Below are 23,589 nucleotides of genomic sequence, written 5' to 3' on the forward strand. Positions count from 1 at the left end.
GCCTCGTCATGCGCACGGTCCGTCCGCCCGCCGCGCTGGCGATGCTCGTCGTCGTCGGCTGCCAGGGAGGCGCGCCGTCCGACTCCGCGGCGCAGACCCTGCCCGCGCCGTCGTCGTCGTCGTCGCAGCGGCTCCCCGAGCCGAGCGCGTCGACGACGGTGCCGGCGAGCCGCCGCACGGCGATCGTCACGGCCGTGGAGCGCGTCGCGCCCGCCGTCGTCACGGTGCAGACCGAGACGGTGGAGCGCACGCCGATCGATCCGTTCGACTACTTCTTCGGGCGCGGCGGCAGCGGCGAGCAGCGCCGCGCGGGGCTCGGCACCGGCTTCATCGTGCGCGACGACGGCGTGATCGTGACCAACGCGCACGTCATCACCGGCGCGACGCAGGTCATGGTCGCGATGCGCGACGGCAAGCGCCTCACCGCGCGCGTCGTCGGCTCCGACGAGACGAACGACCTCGCGGTGCTGAAGGTCGACGCGAAGGGGCTTCCCGTCGCGCCGTTAGGCACGTCGGACAACCTGCTCATCGGCGAGTGGGCGATCGCGATCGGCAACCCGTTCGGCTTCGTGCTCGGCAACAGCGAGCCGAGCGTGACGGCAGGCGTCATCAGCGCGACGGGGCGCAACCTCGTCGGCCAGGTCGAGGGCGGTGGGCTCTACCTCGACATGATCCAGACGGATGCCGCGATCAATCCCGGCAACTCGGGCGGCCCGCTCGTGAACGCGGACGGCGAGGTGATCGGCGTCAACAGCTCGATCTACTCGCCGAGCGGCGGCTCGGTGGGACTCGGCTTCGCGATCCCCATCAACCGCGCGCGGCGCGTCGCCGAGGATCTGCTCGCGCACGGCGTCGTTAGGCGCCCGTGGGTCGGCGTGTCGCTCAGCGCGCCGCGCTCGGCGACGAGCGCCCTCGACGTCGTCGCCGCCGACGCGGTGGTGCGCGCGGTGACCCCGGGTCGCCCGCCGCGCTCGCCGGCATCCAGGCCGGCGACGTGCTCGTGCGCGTCGGCAACCGCGTCGTGCGCAACCCGTTCGACTGGGAGGCCGCGCTGCTCGATCTGCGGGTCGGTCAGGACGTGCCGGTGATCGTGCGCCGCGGCGCCGCCCAGCGCACGCTCACGGTGCGCATCGGCGACCTGCCGGAGGTGAGCGCGCCGAAGGTGACGGTGCTGCGCGAGCTGCAGCTCGTCTCGCTCACGCCGGCCATCCGGGCCGAGCGCAGCATCCGCTCGCAGGCGGGCGCCCTCGTGTACCAGGCGAGCCAGCGCGTGTCCGAGGAGCTCGGGCTGCAGCCGGGCGACGTCATCGTGCAGGTGAATCGCACCGGGGTCGCGACGGCCGACGACGTGGCGCGCGCGATCGACTACTACGCGGGGCGCGGACCGATCCGCCTCTTCTTCGAGCGCGGTGGACAGCTCGCCTTCACCGACGTCCTGATCAGGTGACCGAACGACATCTCACGTACTCATCCCCGCTCGCCGAGCGCTACGCCTCGCGAGCGATGCTGGAGCTGTGGTCGCCGCAGGTGCGGCATGGCCTGTGGCGCCGCCTGTGGCTCGCGCTGGCGGAAGCGGAGCGCGAGCTCGGCGTGCCGATTCCCGAGGGCGCGCTCGACGAGATGCGCGCGCACGTCGACGACATCGACTTCGCCGCCGTCGCCGCGTACGAGCGCCGCTTCCGGCACGACGTGATGGCGCACGTGCACGCGTTCGGCGACGTGGCGCCGACGGCGCGACCGTACATCCACCTCGGCGCGACGAGCGCGTACGTCACCGACAACGGTGACCTGATCCAGATGCGCCGCGGCCTCGGGCTGCTGCGCGACAAGATCGTCGCCGCGCTGCGCGCCCTGGCCGATTTCGCGCGCGAGTGGCGCGACCTCCCGACGCTCGGCTACACGCACATCCAGCCGGCGCAGCTCACCACGGTCGGCAAGCGGGCGACGCTGTGGATGCAGGATCTGCTGCTCGATCTGCGCGACGTCGACCATCGCATGTCGACGCTGCCGTTCCGCGGCGTGAAGGGCACCACCGGCACACAGGCGTCGTTCCTCGCCATCTTCGACGGCGACCACGAGAAGGTGCGCGAGCTCGATCGGCGCGTGACGGCGAAGATGGAGTTCGCGACCTCGCTGCCGGTGACGGGTCAGACGTACACGCGCAAGCTCGACGCCCAGGTGCTCGACGTCGTGAGCGGGATCGCCGCGAGCGCGGCGAAGTTCGCGAGCGACATGCGCGTGCTGCAGGCGTTCGGCGAGATCGAGGAGCCGTTCGAGAAGGAGCAGATCGGCTCCTCGGCCATGGCGTACAAGCGCAACCCGATGCGCGCGGAGCGCATCAACGCGCTCGCGCGTTTCGTGCAGAGCCTGGAGCCTAACGCGAACCAGACGCACGCGGTGCAGTTCTTCGAGCGCACGCTCGACGACTCCGCGAACCGCCGCCTCGCCATCCCCGAGTCGTTCCTCGCCGCCGATGCCATCCTCGTGCTCCTGACGAACGTCGCCGCCGGGCTCGAGGTGCATCCCGCGCGCATCCGGCGCCGCGTGGACGACGAGCTGCCGTTCATGGCGACCGAGGAGATCATCGTGCGCGCCGTCCGCGCGGGCGGCGACCGCCAGGCGATCCACGAGGTGATCCGCGGGCACAGCGTGGAGGCCGCGCGGGCCGTGAAGGACGGCGCGCCACGCAACGACCTCCTCGAGCGCCTCGCCGGCGACGCGGGCTTCGCCGCGCTCGGCGTGTCGCTGGACGATCTGCGCCTCACGCTCGACCCGGCGCGCTTCGTCGGCCGCGCGCCGCGCCAGGTCGACGAGTTCCTCGCCGAGGAGGTGGGGCCCGTGCTCGCGGCGCACGCCCTCGGCGACGCCGCGCGCGAGGAGGTGCGGGTATGACGGCGCCCGCGATCAGCACTACCGCGCTGCCGCTCACCCTCGCCCGCCGCGGCAAGGTCCGCGACGTATACACCGTAGACGCCGACCGCCTGCTCGTCGTCGCGACCGATCGGGTGAGCGCGTTCGACGTCGTGATGGCCGAGCCGGTGCCGCACAAGGGCGCCGTGCTCACGCAGCTCACCGCGTGGTGGCTCCGGCATCTGGAGCCGGAGGTCGAGCACCACATGCTGAGCGCGAACGCCGACGAGATCGCGGCCGCGGTCCCCGCGCTGGCGCCGCACGTCGACGCGCTCCACGGCCGCGCGATGCTCTGCCGCCGCGCCGACGTGTTCCCCGTGGAGTGCGTGGTGCGCGGCTACATCTCGGGGTCGGCGTGGAAGGAGTACCGCGCGCACGGCACGCTCGCCGGCGAGCGGCTGCGCGCCGGTCTCCGCGAGAGCGACCGCCTCGACCCGCCGATCTTCAGCCCCGCGACGAAGGCCGAGACGGGGCACGACGAGAACATCACGATCGGCCGCATGGGCGAGATCGTCGGCGTCGAGGCGGCGCGCGACCTCGAGCGCCTGTCGCGCACGGTCTACGAGCGTGGCCGCGCGCTCGCCGCCGGGCGCGGGATCATCATCGCGGACACGAAGTTCGAGTTCGGGCTGCGCGACGGCCGCATCATCCTCGTCGACGAGGTGCTGACGCCCGACAGCTCGCGGTTCTGGCCCGCCGACGCGTACGAGCCCGGCCGCACGCAGCCGAGCTTCGACAAGCAGCCGCTGCGCGACTGGCTCGACGCCGAGCGACGCGCCGGCCGCTGGAACGGCGAGGCGCCCCCACCGACCCTGCCGCCGGAGGTCGTGAACGCGACCAGCCTCCGCTATCTTGAGGCGTACCGCCGCATCACCGGCACCGAGCTGGACGTACCCACCGCTGCCCCGACTGCTGCGACGTGAGATACGCGAAGGAAGGGATCCCGTTCATCGTCGGCAGCGCCATCCTCGCGCTTCTCGCGCTCGGCGCGGCCGTGCGGATGGGCGGCGCGTGGTGGATCGTCGCCGTCCTGATCGCCGTCATCGCCGGCTGGGTCGCGTACTTCTTCCGCGACCCCGAGCGCAGCGGCGACCGTGGCGAGCACCTCGTCGTCGCGCCGGCCGACGGCAAGGTCGTGCTCATCACCGAGATCGACGAGCCGACGTTCGTCGGCGGCCGCGCGATGCGCGTGTCGATCTTCATGAACGTGTTCAGCGTGCACGTGAACCGATATCCGGTGAGCGGCGTCGTGCGGCACGTGAAGTACGCGCCCGGGAAGTTCCTGAACGCCGTGAGCGAGGCGTCGAGCGCGGAGAACGAGCAGACGTCGGTCGGCATCGACACGGGACGCTATCGCGTTCTCGTGCGACAGATCGCGGGGCTCATCGCACGCCGCATCATCACGTACAGCCGCGAGGGCGATGCGGTCACGCAGGGCGAGCGCATGGGGCTCATCCGGTTCGGCTCGCGCGTCGACGTGTTCGTCCCCGTCGGGTCCACGCTGCGCACGAAGCTCGGCGAGCTGACGAGCGCGGGCACCACCGTCATCGCCGAGCTGCCACGATGAGGGTGGCGGCGCGCGACCCGCAGCCGGACGCCGGGCGATGACGCCGAGACTCCGCCGCCCCGCGCTCCGCCGCCCCGCCCCCGGCCCCTGGCTGCCGAACGGGTTCACGCTCGCGAACCTCGGCTTCGGCATCTACGCCATCATCAGCGCGTCGCACGGCAACTTCGAGACGGCCGTGCGCTGCATCGTGTTCGGCGGCGTCGCGGATCTGTTCGACGGCGCGGTGGCGCGGGCGACGCGCACGGGCTCCGAGCTCGGCGAGCAGCTCGACTCGCTCGTCGACGCGATCTCGTTCGGCCTCGCGCCGGCGATGATCGTGTACTACGCGGTGCTGCCGCAGACGGGCTGGGGCGGCTGGGGGCCCGTGTTCATCTACACGGCGGCGGCGGTGTTCCGGCTCGCGCGCTTCAACGTGACGCAGGCCGGCGCCTCGAAGGCGTACTTCATCGGCCTGCCGAGCCCCGCGGCGGGCGGCACGCTCGCCACGTACTACTGGTTCACGCAGACCAGCCTGTATCAGGACACGCGCATCATCGATCTCCCGTGGAAGGAGATCATGCCGATCCTGATGCTGCTACTCGCCTCGATGATGAGCAGCACGGTGCCCTACCCGGCGTGGCCGAAGGTGGGCGTGCGCTCGTGGCGCGCGGTGGCCGGACTGCTCGGCGTCATCGGCATCGTGACGGCGGCGATTCTCTTCACGAAGTACTTCTTCTTCCTGTTCGGCGTCGGATACGTTTCGTACGGGCTGCTGCGCGCGCTGGCGCTCGCGCTGTTCGAGTTCCCCGGCGGCGGCGAGCCGCGACGGCGCGCGACGGACTACGTCGATCCACTGGAGTCCTACGGCATGACGCCGGTCGCGAGCCGCGCGGTCGCCGAAGAGAACGGCGACGAGATCTTGCGCGACGATGGCTCGCTGGCCCGACGCCGTCGCCGCCGCCGTCACCGCCGCCCGGGCACGCCGGGCACTCCGGGCACGCCCGGCCAGGGCTCCAGCAGTCCGGACGAATGATCGTTAGGCACTCAACCCGTCACCCGGGCATGACCGCATATCGCGTCGAGATCCGCGTCGTTCCCCGCAAGGGCATCCTCGACCCGCAGGGGCAGGCCGTCGCCGGCGCGCTGCACGCGCTCGGCTTCGACGCCGTCACCGACGTGCGCGTCGGCCGCCACATCGTGCTCGAGACGCGCGCCGCCGACCCCGAGGGGGCCGGACGTGCCGCGCGCGAGATGTGCGAGCGGCTCCTCGCGAATCCGGTCACCGAGGACTTCGAGATCGAGCAGGTCGTTCCTGCCGCGACGTGAGGTCAACATGAAGTTCGGCATCGTCACGTTCCCCGGATCGAACTGCGACTACGACGCGTATCACGCCGTGGTCGACCAGCTCGGCGAGACCGCCGAGTATCTGTGGCACAAGGACCACGACCTCCGCGGCAGCGACGTCGTGATCCTGCCCGGAGGCTTCAGCTACGGCGACTACCTGCGGGCCGGAGCCATCGCGCGCTTCAGCCCGATCATGCAGGAGGTCGTCGCCCACGCCGATCGCGGCGGAGCCGTGCTCGCGATCTGCAACGGCTTCCAGATCGCGTGCGAGGCGGGACTGCTTCCCGGCGCGCTGATGCGCAACGCGAACCTCAAGTTCGTGTGCGAGCAGCGGCACCTGCGCGTGGAGAACGTGAACACGGCGTTCACGGCGGAGTATGAGGAAGGACAGGTGATCCGCATCCCTGTCGCGCACGGCGAGGGGCGTTACGTCGCCGACGACGACGCGCTCGACCGCCTGGACGGCGAGGGGCGCGTCGTGTTCCGCTACTGCAATGCGGCCGGCGGTACCGACGCGACGTCGAACCCGAACCAGTCGATGCGCGCCATCGCCGGCATCGTCGGCGACGCCGGCAACGTGCTCGGCATGATGCCGCACCCCGAGCGCGCCGTCGATGCGCTGTTAGGCTCCGCCGACGGGCTCCCGCTGTTCGAGTCCATTCTGGCACGCGTCGGCGCCTGACGCCGGGCCGCCCTCGACCTCGATCCACGATCATGCAACCCAGCAACCCGAAGCCCAGCAAGAACGAAGAGGAGTACTTCGCACGGCAGAACGCGGAGCGGGTGCAGGCGATGCGCGCGCGCCTCGATGCCGAGCGCGCAGAGGCCGAGCGCCGGTCGCACATCATGCGGTGCCCCCGCTGCGGCGGGCATCTCAAGGACCAGCTCCATCACCACGTACGCATCGAGGTCTGCCCCGACTGCGGCGGCACGTGGCTCGACAAGGGAGAGCTCGAGATGCTGGAGGCGGTGGACAAGAGCAACATCCGCCGCTTCATGCGCGACGTCTTCGGCGTCCGCGACGAGTGAGCGCTCCCTTCGCGCCCGCCGCGTCGGGCCCCGTTCCCCGCCCCGGCGATCCGCAGATCACGCCGGCGCTCGTCGCGGAGCACGGGCTCACGCCGGACGAGTACGACCGCCTCGTCGCGATGCTCGGCCGCACGCCGACGTTCACGGAGCTCGGTGTCGTGAGCGCGCTGTGGAACGAGCACTGCTCGTACAAGCACTCGCGTCCCGTGCTCCGCACGCTGCCCACGAAGGCGCCGTGGGTGCTGCAGGGCCCCGGCGAGAACGCGGGCGTGATCTCCGTCGGTGACGGGCTCGCGGTCGCGTTCAAGATCGAGTCGCACAACCACCCGTCGGCCGTCGAGCCGTACCAGGGCGCGGCGACCGGCGTCGGCGGCATCCTGCGCGACGTGTTCACGATGGGCGCGCGGCCGATCGCGATGCTCGACTCGCTGCGCTTCGGCGCGCTCGACTCGCCGCGCGTGCGCTGGCTGTTCGGCGGCGTCGTGAAGGGCATCGGCGACTACGGCAACTGCGTCGGCATCCCGACCGTCGCCGGCGACGTGATGTTCGACCCCGCGTACGAGGGCAATCCGCTCGTCAACGCGATGTGCGTCGGACTGCTGCACGAGCACGAGCTGATGCGCGCCGTCGCGCAGGGCGTCGGCAACCCGATCCTCGCCGTCGGCGCGCGCACGGGCCGCGACGGCATCCACGGCGCGTCGTTCGCGTCGGAGGAGCTGAGCGAGGCGAGCGAGGCGAAGCGCCCGCGCGTCCAGGTCGGCGATCCGTTCACCGAGAAGCTGCTGCTCGAGGCGTCGCTGGAGCTGATCCACTCGGGCCACATCGTCGCCATCCAGGACATGGGCGCGGCCGGCCTGACGAGCTCCTCCGCCGAGATGGCGGCGCGCGGCGACGTCGGCGTCGTGATCGACACGACGAAGGTGCCGCAGCGCGAGACGGGAATGACGCCCTACGAGATCCTGCTCAGCGAGTCGCAGGAGCGCATGCTCGTCGTCGCGAAGAAGGGCGAGGAGCACCACGTCGTACGCATCCTCGAGAAGTGGGATCTCACGGCCGCCGTCATCGGCGAGGTCATCGCCGAGCCGGTGTACCGCGTGACCGAGGGCGAGCGCGTCGTCGCCGAGTTCCCCGGCACGAAGCTCGTCACCGAGTGCCCGGTGTATCACCCCGAGGCGCGCGAGAGCGACGAGATCCGCGCGCTGCGCGAGCGCGACGTGGTTACGATCGCCGAACGCGCCGAGGAGTCGGACCCCGCGTGGACGCTGCGCGAGCTGCTCTCGTCGCCGACGATCGCGAGCAAGCGGTGGATCTACCGGCAGTACGACCACATGGTGCGCACGAACACCGTCATCGGTCCGGGCGGCGACGCGGCGGTCGTGCGACTGCGCGGCACGGACCGCGCGCTCGCGCTGAAGACCGACTGCAACGGCCGCTACGTGTACCTCGATCCACGCACCGGCGGCCAGGCCGCCGTGGTGGAGGCGGCGCGCAACGTGGCGTGCGCCGGCGGTCGGCCGCGCGCGATCACGAACAACCTGAACTTCGGGAGCCCGAAGCGCCCGGAAGTGTTCTTCCAGTTCCGCGAGGCGGTCGCCGGCATGGGCGAGGCGTGCAGCGCGCTGGAGACACCGGTGACGGGCGGCAACGTGTCGTTCTACAACGAGAGCCCCATCAGCTCCGTCTATCCGACGCCGGTCGTCGGCATGGTCGGCATCGTGGAGTCGCTCGCGCACGTCACCCGCGCCACGTTCCGCGACGACGGTGACGCGATCGTGCTGCTCGGCGAGCCGCGCGACGAGATCGGCGGTAGCGAGTACCTCGCGCGGGTGCACGGCGTCGTCGCGGGGCTGCCGCCGCGCGTCGACCTCGCGGCGGAGCGCAGGCTCGTCGACGCGCTGCTCGCGGCGATCGGCGCCGGCCACGTCGCGTCGGCGCACGACTGCAGCGACGGTGGCCTCGCGGTCGCGCTCGCGGAGTGCTGCATGGCCGATCCCGACACGGCGTTCGGCGCCGACGTCGACCTCGCGGCGTGGCGCTCGCTGCCGACGCGCGCGCTCCTGTTCGGCGAGACGCACGGACGCGTGATCGTGTCGACGCGCTCACCCGATGCCGTCGTCGCGATCGCGCGCGAGCATGGCGTGCCCGCGCGGCAGATCGGACGCGTGACGGCGGCGGAGCGCGGGCTCACCATTCGCGCCGGCGATCGCGCGCTGCGCGCGGACGTGCGGTCGCTCGCCGACGCGTACCACGGCGCCATACCACGGATCATGGATTCTTCACCGGAGTTCGTCGCGCAGGGCAGCATGCTCGGCGAGACGGGCAGCGCGGGAGCCTGACGCATGTGCGGCATCTTCGGCGTGCGCGGCACGCCTCGCGCGGCGGCCCTCACTCACCTCGGCCTCTACTCGCTGCAGCACCGCGGACAGGAGTCGGCGGGCATCGCCGCCGTCGACGAGGCGGGCGCCGCGCACGGCGTGAAGCGCATGGGGCTCGTGAGCGATGGTCTCGCCGACAGCGACATGCACGCGCTCCGCGGCTCGCTCGCCATCGGGCACACGCGCTACAGCACCGCGGGCTCGTCGAGCATCGAGAACGCGCAGCCGGTGCTCGCGCGCTCGCGCGGCGGCCACATCGCGCTCGCGCACAACGGCAACCTCACGAACGCCACCGAGCTGCGGTTCGAGCTCGAGGAAGGCGGGTCCATCTTCCAGTCGTCGATGGACAGCGAGGTGATCGTCCATCGCATCGCACGCTCCTCCGCTCCGACGCCCGAGGCGCGCGTCGCCGAGGCGCTGGAAGGCGTCGAGGGCGCGTACTGCCTGCTCGTCGCGATCGGCGACACGCTCATCGCGGCGCGCGACCCGCGCGGCTGGCGTCCGCTGGAGATGGGAGACCTCGACGGCGCCGTGGTGTTCGCGTCGGAGACGTGTGGGCTCGACATCGTCGGCGCGCGGTACGTCCGCGAGGTCGAGCCGGGTGAGATCGTCGTCGTGGACGGCGACGGCGTGCGGTCGCTGCGGCCGTTCCCGCCCCGCGAGCTGCGGCGCTGCGTGTTCGAGCACGTGTACTTCGCGCGCCCGGACAGCTCCATCTTCGGCGGCAGCGTCGATCGGGCGCGCCGCGCGCTCGGACGGCGGCTCGCGCGCGAGAGCCCCGCGCCGGGCGCGGACTTCGTGTTCTCCGTCCCCGACAGCTCCAACTCCGCCGCGCTGGGGTTCGCGGAGGAGGCGGGGATCCCGTTCGAGCTCGCGCTCATTCGCAACCACTACGTCGGCCGCACGTTCATCCAGCCGTCGCAGGGAGACCGCGACTGGAAGGTGAAGGTGAAGTACAACGCGGTGCGCGAGCTGCTCGACGGCCGGAGCGTCGTGATGGTCGACGACTCGATCGTGCGCGGCACGACGACGAAGGGGCTCGTCGCGATGGTGCGCGCCGCCGGCGCACGAGAAGTGCACATGCGCGTGAGCTCGTCGCCGGTCACCGGGCCGTGCTACTACGGCATCGACACGCCCACGCGTGAGGAGCTGATCGCGGCGAACAACACCGTCGACGAGATCGCCGCGCACATCGGCGTCGACTCGCTCGGCTATCTCTCGCTCGACGGAATGCTGGAATCCGTCCCCACGGGCCCCCAAGGTTTCTGTCATGCGTGCTTCTCCGGGGACTACCCCACCCCGCCCCCCACAGACCCCGACAAGCTCCGCTTCGGCTGCGGCTGCTGAATCGACGGACGCGCCGGAGCGGCTCGTCTACTTCTTCGGCGCGGGGGAGGCCGAAGGCACGAAGGACATGAAGGCGGTGCTCGGCGGCAAGGGCGCGAACCTCGCCGAGATGACCAACCTCGGCGTGCCCGTGCCGCCCGGGTTCACGATCGCATGTCAGACCTGCATCGCGTTCCTCCGCGATGGACACGCGCCCGACGGCCTGCGCGAGGAAGTGACCCGCAACCTGCGGCGGCTCGAGGAGACCGCGGGCAAGCGATTCGGCGACGCCGAGCGCCCGCTGCTCGTGTCGGTGCGCTCCGGCGCGCCGGTGTCGATGCCCGGGATGATGGAGACGATTCTCAACCTGGGCCTGAACGACGAGACGGTCGTCGGCCTCGCGCGCGCGAGCGACAATGCGCGCTTCGCGTTCGACTCGTATCGCCGCTTCATCCAGATGTACGCCGACGTCGTGCTCGGCGTCCCCGCGTCGCGCTTCGAGCAGCTGCTCGCCGCCAAGCGCCTGACGAACGACGTTGAGACCGACGCCGAGCTGTCGGAGGACGCGCTGCGGGAGCTCGTCGCCGAGTACAAGCGGCTGGTGCGCAACGCCACTGGCGCGGACTTCCCGAGCGACCCCGAGACGCAGCTCTGGGGCGCCGTGGAGGCCGTATGGCGCTCGTGGACGCTGAAGAAGGCCGTCGACTACCGGAAGGTGAACGGCATCGCCGAGGACCTCGGCACCGCCGTGAACGTGGTCGCCATGGTGTTCGGCAACATGGGCGACGACTCGGGCACCGGCGTGGCGTTCACGCGCGACCCGAGCACGGGCGCGCGGACGTTCTACGGCGAGTTCCTCGTGAACGCGCAGGGCGAGGACGTCGTCGCCGGCATCCGCACGCCGCTCCGCATCGAGGAGATGGCCGAGCGCCTGCCCGGCGCGTACGAGGAGCTGCTGGAGACGCAGCGGCGCCTCGAGGCGCACTTCCGCGAGATGCAGGACATCGAGTTCACCGTCGAGCGCGGGAAGCTGTTCCTGCTCCAGACGCGCACCGGCAAGCGCGCCGCCGCCGCCGCGGTGCGCATCGCGCACGACATGGTGAGCGAGGGGCTGATCACGCGCGACGAGGCCGTTAGGCGCGTGGTGCCGTCGCAGCTCGACCAGCTGCTGCATCCGGTGATCGACGCCGGTGTGCGCGCGCGCGAGGTGGCGACGGGCCTCCCCGCGAGCCCCGGCGCCGCGAGCGGCGTCGCCGTCTTCGACCCCGACATCGCCGAGCAGCGCGCGGCCCGCGGCGAGGCCGTGGTGCTCGTGCGCGAGGAGACGACGCCCGAGGACTTCCACGGCATCGTCGCGGCGCGCGCGGTGCTCACGGCGCGCGGCGGCATGACGAGCCACGCCGCGGTCGTCGCGCGCGGCATGGGCAAGTGCGCGGTCGTCGGGTGCAAGGACATCCACGTCGACGCGAACCACCGCCGCTTCACCGCCGCGGACACCGTCGTGCACGAGGGCGAGTGGATCACGCTCGACGGCGCGAGCGGCAAGGTGTACGCGGGGCAGCTCCCCACCGTGCCGAGCGAGATCGTGCGCGTGGTGGGCGGGCAGCTCGACGCGTCGCGCGCGCCGGCCTACCGCGCGTTCGCCGACCTGCTCGGCTGGGCCGACGAGCTGCGGCGACTGCGCGTGCGCGCGAACGCCGACACGCCGAAGGACGCGCGCATCGCGCGCGCGTTCGGTGCCGAGGGGATCGGGCTCTGTCGCACGGAGCACATGTTCTTCGAGGGTGACCGCATCACCGCCATGCGCGAGATGATCGTCGCCCGCGACGAGGGCGGTCGTCGCCGCGCGCTCACGAAGCTGCTCCCCATGCAGCGCGCGGACTTCGAGGGGATCTTCGAGGCGATGGACGGCTGTCCCGTCACCATTCGTCTGCTCGATCCGCCGCTGCACGAGTTCCTGCCGCACGGCGGCGAGGAGTCGAAGCTGCTCGCGCGCACGCTGAACCTCTCGCGCGATCAGCTCAACCGCATCGTCGACGAGCTGCGCGAGTCGAACCCGATGCTCGGCCATCGCGGGTGCCGCCTCGGCATCACCTACCCCGAGATCACCGAGATGCAGGCGCGGGCGATCTTCGAGGCGGCAGTGCGCGCGACGCGCCGCGGGTTCGAGGTGAAGCCGGAGATCATGATCCCGCTCGTCGCCACCGTGCGCGAGTTCGACAACCAGGCGGCGATCATCCGGCGCGTGGCGCACGAGACGCTCGACGCGATGGGGATCGACATCGAGTACCTCGTCGGCACGATGATCGAGCTGCCGCGCGCGGCGCTCACCGCCGACGAGATCGCACGCACGGCGGAGTTCTTCTCGTTCGGGACGAACGACCTCACGCAGACGACGCTCGGTCTGTCGCGCGACGACGCGGGCCGATTCCTCCCGGTCTACATCGAGCGCGGCATCCTCGCCGACGACCCGTTCCAGGTATTGGACCAGGAGGGCGTCGGGAAGCTCATTCGCCGCGCGGTCTACGACGGGCGCACGTCGCGGCCGAAGCTCAAGGTCGGCGTGTGCGGCGAGCATGGGGGCGAGCCGCGGTCGGTGCGCTTCTTCCACCGCAGCGGGCTCGATTACGTGTCGTGCTCCCCGTTTCGGGTACCGGTGGCGCGGCTCGCGGCAGCGCAGGCCGCACTGCAGGGTGAGGACGACAACGAGGAGGCGGGGGCGCTCAGCATCCGGCGCGGGCCGGACGACGAGGGACTCGTGGCGTGAGGCCTCGCGGTCGCGGCGTTGCGTGATCTGCCGGGCCCGCGCATGATCGACGACCCACGGCGCGCGCGACCATCGCTGCGACGTGTCATCGACCTGACGGCGGGGCCCGCCGTCAGCGTCGGCCAGCGACGCGCGCGCCTGGACTCAAGGAGGCTCGCATGGGCCGTCGTCGAGATCCACCGCACAGCGCACCCCCGCGCAGCGCACCTCCGCACCGCGGAATCCGGAGGGCGCTCCTCGTCGGCATCGCGTGTCTCGTCGCGATTCCGCTCCCCGCGCAGGACGAGCTCACCGGAGACCCCATCGACTACGGGTTCGGATCGTCGCGCGTGTGCTGCATCGACGTCGCCGGAGTCAATCTGCTGAAGTACCTCGAGCGGGTCGGCCGGATCACGCCGCCGAGCGCGAAGCCCTACGGCGAGCAGCAGGAGAACTTCCACAAGATCTGGGACCCCGACTTCAAGTCGCCCGGTCGGACCTCCGCGCAGGACTTCCAGAAGGCGATGCAGACGTCGCTGGACTCGCGCGGCTACACGGCGAACGTCAAGCTGTTTTCCCGACGCCAGCTGGACTACGCGACGCTCGTGCAGGAGTGGAAGAACCAGGAGCTGATCGTGCTGTTCCTGGCGTCGGGCCCGGAGATGATCGGCCACGCGGTCTTCCTGTGGGGGCTGGAGCTCGACCTCACCAAGCCGCCGCGGATCAGCATCGTCGACCCGAACATCCAACCGAACACCGGGTTCACGGATCAGGCGGGGAACTCGCCCACGACGGTGAACGGCAAGCCGTACACCGGCGGCACCGCGTCGCAGGCGAACCTGAGCATCGGCACGGACCCAAAGACCAAGCTGCCCGTGTGGAAGTTCACGATCGATCAGCCGAAGATCGTTTACGGGTTCGCCGACGGGAGCACCGAGACGTTCGACGCGAAGCGCTTCGACTATCAGATCGTCGGCTTCGCGAGCGTGTCGGACGTCTGCAAGAAGAAGGAGCCCGACAAGAGTCCGGGCACGAAGAGCGTGGACACCTCACCCGACCCGGCGTGCAGCGTGTTTCCGGGCGTCCCCGAGCCCGCTCCGGGTCCGCTCGTCGCCGGCGGCGTCGCGGTGATGGCCATGCTGGCGTCCCGGCGTCGACGCCGGATCCGGCTCGATCACGCCTGACGAACGCCTGACGATCGACCCGAAACACCGAGGGCCGTCAGCGCTGAGCTGACGGCCCTCGGTGTCTGGCGAGTGGAGGTGAGGGGAGTCGAACCCCTGTCCGAGACTAGATCGACCACGGTCTCTACGTGCGTATCCTCTCGATTGATGTCTCCGCCGGCTGGCCGAGAGGCCGCCTACCGTCGAATGAGTCTCCTAGAGTTTTGCCCGCCGCCGGAAGACGCACCGACGGGCTAGCCCAGATTTGCGTTACTCACGTGCCGCCCCGGGCGGGCTGCCTCGTGAGCACTGCTGGGTAAGGCCTAAGCCTTACGCAGCGAGAGCCAGGTTGTTGTTGGCAGTTGGAGATTTCCCGAGTGTTTCACCAGGACTCAGGACCTGAGCACGCAACCACGGCTTCACCAACCCCGTCGAAGCCAGGTCACCCCCGTGACATGCAGTATAGCCGCCCGCGCCCCCGAAATCAACCGTCGAGATGGACTTCGGGGCGTGACGCAACTGCCGCGGCCACAACGCGTTCGGCCGCCGACCTCAAGCGGCGTCTGACGTCCGACCGGCGAGCATCCGCGCCGCTGCCATCGCTGCCCCGAAGCCGTTGTCGATGTTCACGACGACGACCCCGGCCGCGCAGCTGTTGAGCATCGTCAGCAGCGGCGCGAGCCCGCCGAACGCGGCGCCGTACCCGACGCTGGTCGGCACCGCGATCACGGGTCCCGCGACGAGCCCGCCGACGACCGACGGCAGCGCCCCGTCCATGCCCGCGATCACCACCACGGCGTCGGCCTGGCGAATGGACGCGGTGCGCGCCAGCAGCCGATGCACCCCGGCCACCCCGACGTCCGTCACCCGCTCGGGCCGCAGCCCGCACGCGAGCAGCGTCTCCGCGCACTCCTCGGCCACCGGCAGATCGGTCGTGCCGGCGGTCACGACGCAGACCGTCGCGGCCGCGCCGTTCGTGCGGACGCCCAGCCGCACCGTGCGCCCGACGGCGTTCTCGACCGCCGACGGGAAGCGGGCGACGAGCGCCGAGCGGACGGCCGAGTCCGCTCTGGTGACGAGGAAGCCGGCGCTGCGCTCGACGAGGCGCTCCGCCACGGCCACGCACTGCTCGGCCGACTTCCCCTCCCCGTAGACGACCTCGGGCCATCCCTGGCGCAGCGCCCGGTGGTGGTCGACCGTGGCGAACTCGCCCACGCTCTCGAACGGCGCCGCCGCGAGCCGCTCGACGACCGCCTCGGGACTCAGCGCACCGGTCGCGACCTGCCGCAGCAGCGCGAGCACGGCGTCGCGCGTCACGCCGCCGCGGACTCGAGCTCGGAGGAGTCGTCGGCGCCCGTCGGCGCGTCGCCGAAGTCGCCGCGCTGCAGCCGCGTCAGGTAGTCGCCGAAGATCCCCTCCACCTCGCCGAACGATTTCACGGCGTGGAGCTTCCGGCGCAGGTCCGCCGAGTTCGGGAGCCCCTTCGCGTACCAGCCGAGGTGCTTTCGGAACTCGATCGCCGCGCCGACCGGATCGACCTCGTACGCCTCGACCATGCGCGCGTGGTCCAGCGCGATCGCGAAGCGCTGCTCCACGGCGGGCGTCGCCGGCATCGGCTCGCCCCGGAGCAGGGCCTTCGCCTGGTCGAAGATCCACGGCTGCCCGAACGAGCCACGGCCGACCATCACGGCGGCGCAGCCGGTCATGCGCTGCATGCGCACGACGTCCTCGGGCGTCTTGATGTCGCCGTTGCCGATCACCGGCACGTCCAGCGCGTCGACCACGGCGGCGATCTCCTCCCACCGCGCGTGCCCCGTGTACATCTGCGTTCGCGTGCGCGCGTGCAGCGTGAACGCCTTGGCGCCGGCGTCCTGCATGTGTAGTGCGATCCCCACGGGATCGCGCGTCTCCTCGCTCCACCCGCTGCGCGTCTTCACGGTGACCGGCAGGTGCGTGCTGCGCGACACGGCGCGGATGATGTCCGCGACGAGGCCGAGGTCCTTCAGGCACCCGGAGCCGCCGTTGCGCTTCACGACCTTCTTCACCGGGCAGCCGAAGTTGATGTCGACGAACTCCGGCTGGAACACGTCCGTCACGAACGCGGCCGCGTCGCCCATCGCCTGCGGATCGGCGCCGAAGATCTGCACGCCGATCGGGCGCTCGTCCTCGCCGAAGCGGAGCTTGTCCACCGTCGCGGGATTCTCGCGGCGGATCCCTTCGGCGCTCAGGAACTCCGTCACGACGACGTCCGCGCCGTGGCGACGGCAGAGGCGCCGGAACGGCGACTCCGACACGCCGGCCATCGGGGCGAGGTACAGCGGGATCTCGGCGGCGACGGGGAACGGGAAGCGCATGCCTCAACCTAGCGAGACGGGCAACTCGCTGCAACGCAGTCAGTTAGACGACGCTTGCCTGCGCTCGGCCGCCCGGGTAGTTTCGGACGTTCTGCCCGGACGGTAGCGCACCCGACCACCGCCAGGGCCATCACGACGATCGAGGACCTCGATGGAACTGCGCGAGTTCTTCTCCGAAGACGCGGTCAAGCTGAATCTGGAGGGCGACACGAAGGACGACGTGCTGAAGGAGCTCATCGCGCTCCTGAAGCTCGACGACAAGTCCGAGGGGATGCTCTTCAAGATGCTGAAGCGGCGGGAGAACCTCGGGTCCACGGGCATCGGACGGGGCATCGCCATCCCACACTGCCGCTCGCTCGTCGTCAACAAGCTGCGCGTCGCGTTCGGGCGGAAGCCGAACGGGGTGGACTTCAAGGCCATCGACGAGAAGCCGGTCAACTTCTTCTTCCTCATCGTCGCGCCGCCCCTCGAGGTCTCGAACCAGTACCTGCCGGTGCTCGGCAAGATCGCGCAGTTCAGCAAGGAGCCCGACGTTCCGACGCGGCTGCTGTCCATCAGCGAGCCGCGCGAGTTCATGGACCTGCTGCGCGAGAAAGGGGTCTGACGGTCACTCCCACTCGATCGTCGCCGGCGGCTTGGAGCTGACGTCGTAGACGACGCGGTTCACGCCGCGCACCTCGTTGATGATCCGGTTCGACACGCGCGCGAGGACGTCGTGCGGGAACGGGAACCAGTCGGCGGTCATGCCGTCGGTGCTCGTCACGGCGCGCAGCGCGACGACGTTCTCGTAGGTGCGGTAGTCGCCCATCACGCCGACGCTGCGCACCGGCAGCAGCACGGCGAACGCCTGCCAGATCTCGTCGTACAGGCCGGCCTCGTGGATCTCCTCGAGGTAGATCGCGTCCGCCTGCCGCAGCACGCCTAACGCGTCGCGCGTCACGGCGCCGAGCACGCGGATGGCGAGGCCCGGGCCCGGGAACGGGTGCCGGCCGACCATCTCCTCCGGCAGCCCGAGCTCGCGCCCGACGTTGCGCACCTCGTCCTTGAACAGCTCGCGCAGCGGCTCGATGAGCCCGAACTTCATGTCGGGCTTCAGGCCGCCCACGTTGTGGTGCGTCTTGATCGTGACGCTCGGCCCGCCCGTCGGCGACGCGCTCTCGATCACGTCGGGGTAGAGCGTCCCCTGCACGAGGAACTTCACGTCCTCGCCCACCGACGCCGACGCGTCCTCGAACACGTCGATGAAGGTGTGGCCGATGATCTTCCGCTTCTGCTCCGGATCCTCGACGCCGTCGAGCGCGTCGAGGAAGCGGTCCGACGCGTCGATCACGCGGAGGTCGATGCCGAGGTGGCGGCGGAAGGTGCGCTCCACCTGGTCGCGCTCGTGCAGCCGCAGCAGCCCGGTGTCCACGAAGATGCACGTGAGCTGATCGCCGATCGCGCGGTGGACGAGCGCGGCGGCGACGGCCGAGTCCACGCCGCCCGACAGGCCGCAGATCACGCGCGAAGTACCGACCTTCGCGCGGATCTTCGCGACCTCGTCGTCGATGAACGCGCCCGGCGTCCAGTCCGGCTTCGCGCCGCAGACGTCGAACAGGAAGTTGGCGAGGATCTCGCCGCCGCGCGGCGAGTGCGCCACCTCGGGATGGAACTGCACGCCGAACAGCGGTCGGTCGCGGTGGCGGAACGCGGCCACCGGACTGCCCACGCTGCGCGCGAGCACCTCGAGATCGTTAGGCAGCTCGGTCACCTGGTCGCCGTGGCTCATCCACACCGGCGTCTTCTCGCCGCGGCCGAAGCCGGAGAACAGCGACGACGACTCGAGCACCTCGACCTCGGCGCGGCCGTACTCGCGCTGCGTGCCGGGGGCGATGCGGGCGCCGTGGAGCTGCGCGAGCAGGTTCATGCCGTAGCACACGCCGAGCACCGGGGCCACGTCCACGATGCCCGACGGCGTCGACGGCGCGCCGTTGTCGTAGACCGAGTTCGGCCCGCCGCTCAGGATGATGCCCGTCGGCTTCCACGCGCGGATCCACTCGAGCGACCGCGTCGGCGGGTGGATCTCGGAGTACACCCGCGCCTCGCGCACGCGCCGCGCGATGAGCTGCGTGTACTGCGAACCGAAGTCGATGATGAGGATGCGGTCGTGTGTCACGAGCGGCTCGCCCAGTCGTCGAGCGTCACGCGCTGTACCTCGCGCGTCGCGAGGTCGAGGATCGCCGCGCTCGGCGTGCCGCTCAGCCAACCGCACCCTTCCCCTGGATTCACCATCAGCGTCTCGCCGCGCGTGCGCGTCTCGGCCTGGTGCGAGCAGCCGTGGATGACGATCGCGTGCGCGTCGAGGGAGCGCGGCAGCACGTCGCTCACGTCGTGCACGACGAGGATCGTCTGTCCGTCGACGGTGAAGCTGTGCGGCGACTCGAACAGCTCGCCCCCGGCCGGCAGCGCCGCCGCCGCGGCGAGCAGTCCCTCGCGGTCGCCGTCGTTGCGACCGAACACGCCGGCGAGCGGCAGGCTCGCCTCGCGGAACGGCCGGAGCGCGAACGGCGCGCTGTAGTCGCCGGCGTGCAGCACGAGCGTCACGCCCGCTTGTTGGAAGCGGTGCAGCAGCTCCGCGATCGCCGGCAGGCGGTCGTGGGTGTCGGCGAGCAGTCCGATCTTCACGCGGTCCTCCAGTCCAGCGCGGCGCGCTCCTGACGCACGAGGTCCTCGTACCGCTCCCGCTCCGTCACCACGGCATAGCGGTCGCCGTCCACGAGCACCTCGGCGGGGCGCGGCCGCGAGTTGTAGTTCGACGCCATCACGAAGCCGTACGCGCCCGCCGTGCGGATGCCCAACACGTCGCCCGGGCGCGCGTCGTCCACCACGCGGTTGCGCGCGAGGAAGTCGCCGCTCTCGCACACCGGCCCCACGACGTCCGCCACCACGCGATGTCCGCGGGGCCGCGTGGCGACGATCTCGTGGAACGCCTCGTAGTGCGACGGCCGCAGTAGATCGTTCATCCCCGCGTCGGTGATGACGTACTCCTTGCCGCCGCTCCGCTTGCGGTACAGCACCTTCGTGAGGAGCAGCCCCGCCTCGGCGACGAGGAAGCGACCCGGCTCGAGGACGAGCGTCACGTCCAGCGCGCGCGCCGCACGCGCGACGCCCTCCGCGTAGCGCTCCACGTCCGTCGCCGGCTCGTCGCGGTACACGACGCCGAGTCCGCCGCCGACGTCCAGGTATCGGATGCGGTCGAAGTCGTCCGCGCGCAGCTGCGTGACGAGCGCCGAGACGCGCTCGAGCGCGTCGGCGTACGGCTCGAAGCTCGAGAGCTGCGAGCCGATGTGCATGTCGATGCCGACCAGCTCCACGTTGGGCAGTGATCGCGTGAGCCGCGCGGCGTCGCGCACGTCGTCGTACGGGATGCCGAACTTGTGCCCCTTCTCGCCGGTGCGGATGTAGTGGTGCGGACTGTCGACCATCACCTCGGGGTTCACGCGCAGCGCCACCGGCGCCACCATGCCCCGCGCGCGCGCCACCTCGTCGAGCACCACGAGCTCGCCCTCGCTCTCGACGTTGACGAACAGCACGCCCTCGGCGAGCGCCTCGTCCAGCTCGCGCGCCGTCTTGCCGACGCCGCTGAACACGATGTCGCGCCCGGCGAATCCGGCCTCGCGCGCGCGATACAGCTCGCCGCCCGAGACGATGTCGACGCCCGCGCCCTCGGCCTGCAGCAGGCGCAGGATCGCGAGGTTCGAGTTCGCCTTCACGCTGTAGTGCACGCGGTGCGGCACGCCGCCCAACGCCGCGTCGAGGCGCCGGTACTGCTGCCGCACCACGCCGGCGCTGTACACGTAGGCCGGCGTGCCCACCGCCTCCGCGATGTGTCCCGCCGGCACCGCGTCGCAGTACAGCTCTCCGTCTCGCGAGGAAAAGCCCGGCTCGAAGTCCGGTCCCACCGCGGCCGCGCTCAGTACGCCCTGGCCCACACGACCTCGTGCTTCGCTGGTTCGCCGGTCACCATGCACCGCGTCGGCGCGTCGGCGCTGCGGAACTCCTCGTCGGGAATGACGCGGATGGTGGCCTTCGTCTCCTCCTTCACCTGCGCCTCGACCTTCGGGTCGCCGTTCCAGCCGGCGTACACGAAGCCGCCCGCGTCCATGATCTCCTTGAAGCGGTCGTACGTGATGTCGCCGCGGTAGGAGTTCTTGTCCATGCGGTCGCGCGCCGCCGAGAGCAGATCCGTCTGCATCTTCTCGAGCGTCTCCTCGATGTCCTCGCCGATCGTGTCGAGCGACACCGTCTGCTTCGCGCGCGTGTCGCGCCGGACGAGCACGCACTGATTGCTGGCGATGTCGCGCGGCCCGAGCTCGAGCCGCAGCGGTACGCCGCGCGTCTCCCACTCGTAGTACTTCGCGCCCGGCGTCATCCCCTCGCGCAGGTCGACGTGCACGCGCAGCCGCGCTGGCTCGCGCCGCTCCCAGTCGCGCAGCCGGCCGCGCAGCCGGTCGGCCGCCTCGAACACCTGCGCGCGGTCCTCGTCCTTGCGCCAGATCGGGATGATGACGACCTCGATCGGCGCGAGCAGCGGCGGCGTCACCATGCCGTTGTCGTCACCGTGCGTCATCACGAGCCCGCCGATCATGCGCGTGGAGACGCCCCAGCTCGTGTTCCACGCGTGCTCGATCGTGCCGCTCTCGCTCTGGAACTTCAGCTCGAACGCCTTCGCGAAGTTCTGCCCGAGGTTGTGCGACGTGCCCGCCTGCAGTGCCTTGCCGTCCTGCATCATGGCCTCGCACGCGTACGTGCGCAGCGCGCCGGCGAACTTCTCGCTCTCCGTCTTCTGGCCGGTGACGACGGGCATCGCCATCCACCCTTCCATGAAGTCGCGGTATACGCCGAGCATCTGCCGCGCTTCGGCCTCCGCCTCGTCGTGCGTGGCGTGCGCCGTGTGCCCCTCCTGCCAGAGGAACTCCATCGTGCGCAGGAATAGGCGCGTGCGCATCTCCCAGCGCACCACGTTCGCCCACTGGTTGTAGAGCAGGGGCAGGTCGCGGTAGCTCTGCACCCACTTCGCGAACATCGAGTAGATGATCGTCTCCGAGGTCGGGCGCACGACGAGCGGCTCCTCGAGCTGCTTGCCGCCGCCATGCGTGACGACCGCCGTCTCGGGCGCGAATCCCTCGACGTGCTGCGCCTCCTTGTGGAGGTAGCTCTCCGGGATGAACAGCGGGAAGTACGCGTTCACGTGCCCGGTCGCCTTGAACATGTCGTCGAGCGCGCGCTGCATGCGCTCCCAGATCCCGTAGCCGTTCGGTCGGATCACCATGCAGCCGCGCACCGGCGAGTAGTCCGCCAGCTCCGCACGGAGCACCAGCTCGTTGTACCAGGCGCTGAAGTCGGTGGCGCGGGGGGTGAGCTTCTTGTCGTCGGCCATGGAACCCTGGCTTCTCTCTCGTCGGTACGGTGGTCGGTCAGTCGATCCCGGTCGGGCCCTGCAGGCCGTCGACCGGCGGGCGCCCTTCGTGCGCGGCGGTGAGCTGATCCATCCACGCGCTCATGGTCAGCGTCTCCTCCGCCTTGTCGGCGAGTCGCCGCAGCGTCACCGACTGCGACGACGCCAGCGTGTCGCGCTTGAGCAGCACGGCCGCCACCGCGCCCGCGGAGCGCGCCGCCTTCAGCTGCTTGTCCAGCGACTGCTCGCGCAGCGCGTACTCCACCGCGTAGCCGAGTCGACGGAGCAGCGTCGCGGTGTGCATCGCCATCGGCAGCAGGGCGGGATCGTCGTATGCCACCCAGTAGTGGATCGCCGGCTCCGACGACGGCATCAGCCCGCGCGACCGCAGCAGCTCGCCGAGCACCACGTCGCCCATGCCGAAGCCGAGCGCCGGGAGATCGACCCCGCCTAACGCGGAGAGCAGCGTGTCGTAGCGCCCGCCGCCGCAGATCGCGCGGAACTCGCCCTGCCGGTCGAAGATCTCGAACACGATGCCCGTGTAGTACGCGAGCCCACGCACGATGGTGAGGTCGAGCTTCACCCACTTCCGCACGCCGAGCGCGTCGAGCAGCGCGAGATACCGCTCCATGCGATCGACGTGCTCGCTCGCATGCGGGTGCGCGGCGCGCAGGTCCTCGATCGTCCACGGGCGCGCGAGGTCGAGCACCCGCTCGCCGACGTCGTTCGCGATGCCGGCGTTCGCCAACCGCTCCAGCAGCACCTCGCGCGGGTCGCGCTCGATCTTGTCGATCGCGGCGTATGCCGCGGGCAGCTGCGCCTCGTCGATCCCGACGCCGGCGAGCAGCGCGGCGAGCAGACGTCGATCGGACACGCGCGCGACGACGTCGCCTTCGGCCAGCCCGAACGCGCGCATGATGTCGATCGCGACCGCGAGCAGCTCCGCGTCGGCGCTCACGTCGCTCTCGCCCACGAGATCGACGTTGAGCTGGAAGTGCTCGCGCAGCCGGCCGCGCTGCTGGCGCTCGTAGCGGAACAGCTGCGGCACGGAGAACCAGCGCACCGGCTTGCGCAGCGCGTTCGCCCGGGACGCCACCATGCGCGCGAACGTCGGCGTCATCTCCGGCCGCATCGCGACCGCGCGCCCGCCCTTGTCCTCGAAGTTGTAGAGCTGTCCGACGATCTCCTCGCCGCTCTTGCGCGTGTACAGCTCGAGCGGCTCGAGCGGCGGACCGTCGTACTCGACGAACGCGTAGCGGCGCGCCACGCTCCGCCACGTGTTGACGATGTAGGCGCGCTCGGCGAACTCCGCGGGAAAGAAGTCTCGGAAGCCGGGGAGGGGCTTGCTGACGGTCATCG

General features: G+C 70.9%; 21 protein-coding genes and 1 other RNA gene. 14 read left to right on the forward strand and 8 right to left on the reverse strand.

Features of this window, described 5'->3' with window-relative positions:
• The first annotated feature begins 8 nt into the window (after positions 1 to 8).
• The 13 genes from J421_RS34000 (at position 9) to J421_RS17020 (ending at position 14,460) form a co-directional block, all read left to right on the forward strand.
• Positions 9 to 1,088 carry a S1C family serine protease gene (locus tag J421_RS34000; protein ID WP_148306366.1) on the forward strand — a complete coding sequence of 360 codons (1,080 nt, stop codon included), beginning with the start codon at positions 9 to 11 and terminating at the stop codon, positions 1,086 to 1,088.
• Positions 1,001 to 1,447: a PDZ domain-containing protein gene (locus J421_RS16965; protein ID WP_236646320.1), complete on the forward strand. Its 447-nt coding sequence runs from the start codon at positions 1,001 to 1,003 to the stop codon at positions 1,445 to 1,447. Before J421_RS34000 ends, J421_RS16965 begins: the two co-directional genes overlap by 88 nt.
• On the forward strand, positions 1,444 to 2,892 hold the full coding sequence (gene purB, locus J421_RS16970; RefSeq protein ID WP_025412372.1) for an adenylosuccinate lyase: 1,449 nt from the start codon (positions 1,444 to 1,446) through the stop codon (positions 2,890 to 2,892). Before J421_RS16965 ends, purB begins: the two co-directional genes overlap by 4 nt.
• Positions 2,889 to 3,833: a phosphoribosylaminoimidazolesuccinocarboxamide synthase gene (locus J421_RS16975; RefSeq protein ID WP_025412373.1), complete on the forward strand. Its 945-nt coding sequence runs from the start codon at positions 2,889 to 2,891 to the stop codon at positions 3,831 to 3,833. Before purB ends, J421_RS16975 begins: the two co-directional genes overlap by 4 nt.
• Positions 3,830 to 4,477 (forward strand): phosphatidylserine decarboxylase family protein, encoded by a 648-nt coding sequence (locus J421_RS16980; RefSeq protein ID WP_025412374.1) that lies wholly within the window; start codon positions 3,830 to 3,832, stop codon positions 4,475 to 4,477. The genes J421_RS16975 and J421_RS16980 overlap by 4 nt, the downstream gene beginning before the upstream one ends.
• A gap of 37 nt (positions 4,478 to 4,514) precedes the next feature.
• Positions 4,515 to 5,489 (forward strand): CDP-alcohol phosphatidyltransferase family protein, encoded by a 975-nt coding sequence (locus tag J421_RS16985; protein WP_025412375.1) that lies wholly within the window; start codon positions 4,515 to 4,517, stop codon positions 5,487 to 5,489.
• A gap of 29 nt (positions 5,490 to 5,518) precedes the next feature.
• Positions 5,519 to 5,782, forward strand: a complete 264-nt coding sequence (purS, locus tag J421_RS16990; protein ID WP_025412376.1) for a phosphoribosylformylglycinamidine synthase subunit PurS — start codon at positions 5,519 to 5,521, stop codon at positions 5,780 to 5,782.
• 7 nt (positions 5,783 to 5,789) lie between these two features.
• Positions 5,790 to 6,482, forward strand: coding sequence for a phosphoribosylformylglycinamidine synthase subunit PurQ (gene purQ / locus J421_RS16995; RefSeq protein WP_025412377.1), 693 nt, complete (start codon positions 5,790 to 5,792; stop codon positions 6,480 to 6,482).
• Positions 6,483 to 6,514: 32 nt separating this feature from the next.
• Positions 6,515 to 6,829 carry a TFIIB-type zinc ribbon-containing protein gene (locus J421_RS17000; protein WP_025412378.1) on the forward strand — a complete coding sequence of 105 codons (315 nt, stop codon included), beginning with the start codon at positions 6,515 to 6,517 and terminating at the stop codon, positions 6,827 to 6,829.
• Positions 6,830 to 6,948: 119 nt separating this feature from the next.
• A complete protein-coding gene (gene purL / locus J421_RS17005; RefSeq protein WP_104023150.1) occupies positions 6,949 to 9,165 on the forward strand; it encodes a phosphoribosylformylglycinamidine synthase subunit PurL in 2,217 nt (738 codons plus the stop codon).
• Between the two features lie 3 nt (positions 9,166 to 9,168).
• Positions 9,169 to 10,551, forward strand: coding sequence for an amidophosphoribosyltransferase (purF, locus tag J421_RS17010; protein WP_025412380.1), 1,383 nt, complete (start codon positions 9,169 to 9,171; stop codon positions 10,549 to 10,551).
• Positions 10,475 to 13,297 carry a pyruvate, phosphate dikinase gene (gene ppdK / locus J421_RS17015; RefSeq protein ID WP_025412381.1) on the forward strand — a complete coding sequence of 941 codons (2,823 nt, stop codon included), beginning with the start codon at positions 10,475 to 10,477 and terminating at the stop codon, positions 13,295 to 13,297. Before purF ends, ppdK begins: the two co-directional genes overlap by 77 nt.
• A gap of 158 nt (positions 13,298 to 13,455) precedes the next feature.
• Complete coding sequence (locus J421_RS17020; protein WP_025412382.1) at positions 13,456 to 14,460, forward strand: hypothetical protein; 1,005 nt, start codon at positions 13,456 to 13,458, stop codon at positions 14,458 to 14,460.
• Between the two features lie 70 nt (positions 14,461 to 14,530).
• On the opposite strand, the gene ssrA is transcribed toward J421_RS17020, so the two are convergent.
• The 3 genes from ssrA to dusB all read right to left on the reverse strand — a co-directional run bounded on the left by ssrA (position 14,531) and on the right by dusB (position 16,793).
• Positions 14,531 to 14,889, reverse strand: a transfer-messenger RNA (tmRNA) gene (gene ssrA / locus J421_RS17025).
• Between the two features lie 102 nt (positions 14,890 to 14,991).
• Entirely contained in the window at positions 14,992 to 15,756 is a 765-nt protein-coding gene (gene larB, locus J421_RS17030; protein ID WP_025412383.1) for a nickel pincer cofactor biosynthesis protein LarB, read from the reverse strand.
• Positions 15,753 to 16,793: a tRNA dihydrouridine synthase DusB gene (gene dusB / locus J421_RS17035; protein WP_025412384.1), complete on the reverse strand. Its 1,041-nt coding sequence runs from the start codon at positions 16,791 to 16,793 to the stop codon at positions 15,753 to 15,755. Before dusB ends, larB begins: the two co-directional genes overlap by 4 nt.
• A 151-nt stretch (positions 16,794 to 16,944) precedes the next feature.
• Between dusB and J421_RS17040 the strand changes: the two genes are divergently transcribed.
• Positions 16,945 to 17,397 carry a PTS sugar transporter subunit IIA gene (locus J421_RS17040; protein ID WP_025412385.1) on the forward strand — a complete coding sequence of 151 codons (453 nt, stop codon included), beginning with the start codon at positions 16,945 to 16,947 and terminating at the stop codon, positions 17,395 to 17,397.
• A 3-nt stretch (positions 17,398 to 17,400) separates the two neighbouring features.
• Here J421_RS17040 and guaA read toward each other — a convergent pair whose 3' ends face one another.
• Genes guaA through hisS form a run of 5 tightly spaced genes read right to left on the reverse strand, consistent with a single transcriptional unit; the run spans position 17,401 to position 23,587 of the window.
• Entirely contained in the window at positions 17,401 to 18,948 is a 1,548-nt protein-coding gene (guaA, locus tag J421_RS17045; RefSeq protein ID WP_025412386.1) for a glutamine-hydrolyzing GMP synthase, read from the reverse strand.
• Positions 18,945 to 19,457: a metallophosphoesterase gene (locus J421_RS17050; RefSeq protein WP_025412387.1), complete on the reverse strand. Its 513-nt coding sequence runs from the start codon at positions 19,455 to 19,457 to the stop codon at positions 18,945 to 18,947. The genes guaA and J421_RS17050 overlap by 4 nt, the downstream gene beginning before the upstream one ends.
• On the reverse strand, positions 19,454 to 20,764 hold the full coding sequence (gene lysA, locus J421_RS17055; protein ID WP_025412388.1) for a diaminopimelate decarboxylase: 1,311 nt from the start codon (positions 20,762 to 20,764) through the stop codon (positions 19,454 to 19,456). The genes J421_RS17050 and lysA overlap by 4 nt, the downstream gene beginning before the upstream one ends.
• Complete coding sequence (gene proS / locus J421_RS17060; protein WP_025412389.1) at positions 20,746 to 22,212, reverse strand: proline--tRNA ligase; 1,467 nt, start codon at positions 22,210 to 22,212, stop codon at positions 20,746 to 20,748. The genes lysA and proS overlap by 19 nt, the downstream gene beginning before the upstream one ends.
• Positions 22,213 to 22,249: 37 nt before the next feature.
• A complete protein-coding gene (gene hisS, locus J421_RS17065) occupies positions 22,250 to 23,587 on the reverse strand; it encodes a histidine--tRNA ligase (protein ID WP_025412390.1) in 1,338 nt (445 codons plus the stop codon).
• Positions 23,588 to 23,589 lie beyond the last annotated feature (2 nt).

The sequence above is a fragment of the Gemmatirosa kalamazoonensis genome (genome assembly GCF_000522985.1).
GTDB lineage: Bacteria > Gemmatimonadota > Gemmatimonadetes > Gemmatimonadales > Gemmatimonadaceae > Gemmatirosa > Gemmatirosa kalamazoonensis.